Annotated in this window: 3 protein-coding genes and 1 pseudogene; 1 reads left to right on the plus strand and 3 read right to left on the minus strand. The window is 71.2% G+C overall.

Going from position 1 to position 4,766, the window contains the following annotated elements; translation table 11 throughout:
* A partial coding sequence (locus PROKR_RS20550) for an arginase family protein (RefSeq protein WP_036966627.1) occupies positions 1 to 726 on the plus strand: 726 nt, incomplete at its 5' end.
* Positions 727 to 792: 66 nt separating this feature from the next.
* Here PROKR_RS20550 and acnA read toward each other — a convergent pair.
* The 3 genes and pseudogenes from acnA to PROKR_RS20565 form a co-directional block, all read right to left on the minus strand.
* Positions 793 to 3,570, minus strand: coding sequence for an aconitate hydratase AcnA (gene acnA, locus PROKR_RS20555; protein WP_036966628.1), 2,778 nt, complete (start codon positions 3,568 to 3,570; stop codon positions 793 to 795).
* 131 nt (positions 3,571 to 3,701) lie between these two features.
* Positions 3,702 to 4,505, minus strand: a complete 804-nt coding sequence (locus PROKR_RS20560; RefSeq protein WP_157602354.1) for an SGNH/GDSL hydrolase family protein — start codon at positions 4,503 to 4,505, stop codon at positions 3,702 to 3,704.
* A gap of 47 nt (positions 4,506 to 4,552) precedes the next feature.
* Positions 4,553 to 4,766: pseudogene (locus PROKR_RS20565) on the minus strand (class I SAM-dependent RNA methyltransferase); the annotation flags it as partial.

Genomic DNA, 4,766 nt, shown 5'->3' on the forward strand with positions numbered 1-4,766 from the left:
GTCGCGACCTGGCGCGCGCACCGCGCGCCGGGCGAGCCCAACGACGTCGGCCGCGTGATCGACGGCCTGCGCGGCGTGCGCCGACTCGTCGAGAAGGTCCTGGCCCGGGGCGAGCGCGCCCTCGTGCTCGGCGGGGAGTGCACGGTCGCCCTCGGGGTGGTCGACGCCGTGGCCGAGCGGTACCCGGACGTGGCCCTCGTGTACGTCGACGGCGGCCAGGACCTCCAGCTGCCGCCCGACCACCCCGACGAGCCGATCCTCGACTCGATGGGCGTGGCCCACCTCCTCGACCTGCCCGGCACCTGGGGGCCGCTCGCCGCCGTCGGCCACCGGCGCCCCCTGCTGACGGCCGACCGGCTCGTCTACCTCGGGTACTCCGACGACGAGGAGGACGTCCACGGGCTCGTACCTGCGGTGCGGATCCCGGCGGCGCGGGTGCTCGCCGACCCGGAGGACGCCGCGCGGCGTGCCCTGGCGGCCGTGGGCGGCACCCCGTTCGTGCTGCACCTCGACGTCGACGTGCTCGACTTCCTGACCCTCCCCGTGGCTGACGTCCCGACGTACGGTCGCGGACTGGTCCCGGCGACCCTGGACCGCGCGCTGCGCGCGCTCGCCACCGACCCCGGCCTGGTCGCCATGACCTGCGTGGAGGTCAACCCCGACCACGCGGACGAGGCGGGCCTGCGCGGCGTCGTCCGGCTGCTGACCGGAGCGCTCGCGGGCTGACCCCGGGTACGACGGCGCCCCGCCCCTCCGCGAGGAGGGACGGGGCGCGTCGTCGTTCTCAGTGCATCAGGAGACGAGCGACCGCAGCACGTACTGCAGGATGCCCCCGTTGCGGTAGTAGTCCGCCTCGCCCGGGGTGTCGATGCGCACCACGGCGTCGAACTCGACCTGCGAGCCGTCGCCCTTGGTGGCCGTCACCTTGACCGTCTCGGGCGTGACGCCCTCGTTCAGCGCGGTGACGCCGGTGACGTCGAAGGTCTCCGTGCCGTCCAGGCCCAGCGACTCGGCGTTCTGGCCGGCCGGGAACTGCAGCGGCAGCACGCCCATACCGATGAGGTTGGAGCGGTGGATGCGCTCGAAGCTCTCGGTGATGACGGCCTTGACGCCCAGGAGCGCGGTGCCCTTGGCGGCCCAGTCACGCGACGAGCCGGAGCCGTACTCCTTGCCGCCGAGCACCACGAGCGGGGTGCCCGCCGCGGCGTAGTCCTGCGCGGCGTCGTAGATCGTGTCCTGCGCGTTCTTGACGAAGTTGAAGGTGAAGCCACCCTCGACGCCCGCGCCGTTGTTCTCGGAGGCCAGGAGCTGGTTGCGCAGGCGGATGTTCGCGAACGTGCCGCGGATCATGACCTCGTGGTTGCCGCGGCGCGAGCCGTAGGAGTTGAAGTCGCGGCGGGCCACGCCGTGCTCGGCGAGGTAGACGCCGGCCGGGCTGTCCGGCTTGATCGAGCCGGCCGGGCTGATGTGGTCGGTCGTGACCGAGTCACCCAGCTTGGCGAGCACGCGGGCACCGGTGACGTCGGTGACGGGCTCCGGCGTCATGCCCATGCCGTCGAAGTACGGGGGCTTGCGCACGTACGTCGACTCGGCGTCCCAGGCGAACGTGTCGCCCTCGGGGGTCTCCAGGGCGGCCCAGCGCTCGTCGCCCTTGAACACGTCGGCGTAGTCCGCCTCGAACATCTTGCGGTCGATCGAGGACTCGATCGTGGCCTGGACCTCCTCCGGCGACGGCCAGATGTCGCGCAGGAACACGGGGTTGCCGGCCTCGTCGCGACCCAGCGGGTCGTGCTCGAAGTCGAACTCCATGGTGCCCGCCAGGGCGTACGCGATGACCAGCGGCGGGGAGGCCAGGTAGTTCATCTTGACGTCCGGGTTGATGCGGCCCTCGAAGTTGCGGTTGCCCGAGAGCACCGAGACGACCGACAGGTCGTGCTCGTTGACGGCCTCGGAGACCTTCTCGTCCAGGGGGCCGGAGTTGCCGATGCAGGTGGCGCAGCCGTAGCCCACCAGGTGGAAGCCCAGCTTCTCGAGGTACGGCCAGAGGCCGGCCTTCTCGTAGTAGTTGGTCACGACCTGCGAGCCCGGGGCCATGGAGGTCTTGACCCACGGCTTGGAGACGAGGCCCTTCTCGACGGCGTTCTTCGCGAGCAGCGCCGCGGCGAGCATGACCGACGGGTTCGAGGTGTTGGTGCAGGACGTGATCGAGGCGATCGCGACCGCGCCGTGGAACAGCTCGAACTCCTTGCCCTCGCTGTTCGTGACGTGCACGTGCTTGCGGCCGTTCGGCGTGATGGCCGGCGAGTCGGACGCGGGGAACGACTCCTTCTCGGCCTCGTCGACCTGGTCCAGGACGTCGGGCGCGTAGGTGGGCAGGTCACGCGTGAACGCGGCCTTGGCGTTCGTCAGCTCGATGCGGTCCTGCGGGCGCTTGGGCCCGGCGATCGACGGGACGACCGTGGACAGGTCGAGCTCGAGGTACTCGGAGAAGACCGGCTCGGCCGAGTCGGCGTCGAGCCAGAGGCCCTGCTCCTTGGCGTACGCCTCGACCAGGGCGAGCTGCTCCTCGGAGCGGCCCGTCAGGCGCAGGTAGTCGACCGTGACCGAGTCGATCGGGAAGATCGCGGCCGTCGAGCCGAACTCGGGCGACATGTTGCCGATGGTGGCGCGGTTCGCGAGCGGCACCTGGGCGACGCCCTCGCCGTAGAACTCGACGAACTTGCCGACCACGCCGTGCTGGCGCAGCATCTGCGTGATCGTGAGCACCACGTCGGTGGCGGTCACGCCGGCCGGGATCGAGCCGTTCAGCTTGAAGCCCACGACGCGCGGGATGAGCATCGAGACCGGCTGGCCGAGCATCGCGGCCTCGGCCTCGATGCCGCCGACGCCCCAGCCCAGCACGCCCAGGCCGTTGACCATGGTGGTGTGCGAGTCGGTGCCGACGCAGGTGTCGGGGTAGGCGCGCAGGACCGGCGCCTCCCCGTTGACGGACACCTCGCGGGTCATCACGGTGCGCGCCAGGTACTCGATGTTGACCTGGTGCACGATGCCGGTGCCCGGCGGGACGACCTTGAAGTCGTCGAACGCGGTCTGGCCCCAGCGCAGGAACTGGTAGCGCTCGTGGTTGCGCTGGTACTCGAACTCGACGTTGCGCTGGAACGCGTCCGCGCGGCCCGCGACGTCGATCTGCACGGAGTGGTCGATGACCATCTCGGCGGGGGCCAGCGGGTTGATCCGCGTCGCGTCGCCGCCGAGGGCCGCGACGGCCTCGCGCATGGTGGCGAGGTCCACGACGCAGGGCACGCCGGTGAAGTCCTGCATGATCACGCGCGCCGGCGTGAACTGGATCTCGGTGTCGGGCTGCGCGTCCGGGTCCCAGGACGCGAGGGCGCGCACGTGGTCGGCGGTGATGTTCGCGCCGTCCTCGGTGCGCAGGAGGTTCTCGGCGAGGATCTTCAGCGAGTACGGGAGGCGCTCGACTCCCTCGACCGCGCTGAGCCGGAAGATCTCGTAGGACTTGCCCGAGACCTCCAGCGTTCCCTTTGATCCGAACGTGTCCACGGTGCTCACTCGGGCTCCTTCTGCGGGGCTGACGGTGCGTCGGCTCTCACAGGCGCGGTCGTCGCGCGAAGGAGCCGCCGCATGGGTTCCAGGGGGCTTCACCCAGCCTAGGCCGGGCTGCTGGAGCCAGCATAACGCATTTATCTTGACGTCAAGATATCTACCGGCCGCGCGCCCGCGTCGCGCTCGTCGGCCTGCAACGTCTCCAGCACCCGCTCGGCGATCTTCGCGTTGCCCTTGTCGGTCGTGTGGATCCCGTCCTCGTTGATCAGCTTGCCCTCGACGATGTTCGGGTCCAGGAGCGAGATGTACGTCGCACCGGCGCGGGACGCGGCGGCGCGCACGGCGCCGTCCATCGCCCGCGCCTCCAGGCCGATGGCCCATGGCGTGGACGGCCCGACTGAGACGATCTCGGCGTCCGGGAACCGCCGCGCGGCGAGCGCGTAGGTGTTCTCGACACCCATGAAGACCGGCCCGGCGCTCTTGCGCAGCGACTTGAAGTCGTTCTGCCCGCCCGCGATCACGACGATGTCCACGCTGTTGCGCGGCACCGACTTGAGCTGCTCCGGGTAGTTCAGCCGGTTGAGCTCGGGGTGCCGGGTCACGAACCCGGTGCCGCCGTCGGCGACGTTCAGCTCCTGCCAGCCCATGGCGTCGGCCACGAGCGTGCTCCACCGCAGCTCGGGCGACGACACGCCCTGCCCGACGGTGTAGGAGTCGCCCACGAAGAGCGCCACCGGTTCGGCCTCGGCCGCCGGGGACGCCGACGGCGACGCCGCCCCCGCCCAGGGGGACGGTGCCCCCCGCGGAGCGGGCGTCGTAGCCCCTCCGGTACCGCCGACGACGATGCCGCCGGCGCCCAGGATCATGCCCACCACGACGGCGGCGGCAAAGGCCACCACCACGGACACGGCGATACCGCCGCTCACCAACCACCGCTTCACGATGCGCATCCTATGCGTACTGACCTGGGGTTTTGTCCACTCGTCCGTCACCCCTGCCGATCGAGCACGGCCACCGCCTCGACGTGGTGCGTGTGCGGGAAGAGGTCGAACCCGCGCACGCCCGTCAGGACGTACCCGTGCGCCGCCAGGTAGCCGACGTCGCGCGCGAGCGCGGCCGGGTCGCACGCCACGTAGACGATGCGCCGCGGCTCCCGGGAGGCGATCGCGTCCACCACGGCGCGCCCGGCGCCGGAGCGCGGC

It is taken from the genome of Promicromonospora kroppenstedtii DSM 19349 (assembly GCF_000515355.1).
GTDB lineage: Bacteria > Actinomycetota > Actinomycetes > Actinomycetales > Cellulomonadaceae > Promicromonospora > Promicromonospora kroppenstedtii.